General features: G+C 62.3%; 1 protein-coding gene. It reads left to right on the top strand.

What is annotated here, in order from left to right:
* Positions 1-411: immunoglobulin-like domain-containing protein (locus tag I8746_RS26990; protein WP_221101230.1), on the top strand; the 411-nt coding region annotated here is incomplete at both ends.

Raw genomic sequence — 411 nt, 5'->3', positions numbered from 1 at the left:
GCCGGCTCAGACCACGATCAACGACTCGGTCGATACCACCACTGCAACCCTGACGGCGAGCCCGTCGGTCACCGAAGGCGGCGTGATCACCTACACCGTGACCCTGAGCAATCCTGCCCAGACGCCGGTGACCGTGACCCTGTCCAACGGCCAAACCATTACCGTTGAAGCCGGTAAAACCCAGGGCAGCATTGATTTCCAGACCCCGGCCAATGACGTCTACAACAACGGATCGACCGTCAGCGTCACCATCGAGAACGCCACGGGCGGCAACTTCGAACAGCTGACCCCGAACCCGACGCCGGCTCAGACCACGATCAACGACTCGGTCGATACCACCACTGCAACCCTGACGGCGAGCCCGTCGGTCACCGAAGGCGGCGTGATCACCTACACCGTGACCCTGAGCAA

Origin of the sequence: Pseudomonas sp. USTB-Z (assembly GCF_019691255.1) — a bacterium.
Taxonomy (GTDB): Bacteria; Pseudomonadota; Gammaproteobacteria; order Pseudomonadales; family Pseudomonadaceae; genus Aquipseudomonas; species Aquipseudomonas alloputida.
This window is presented reverse-complemented; position numbering and strand designations above follow the sequence as displayed.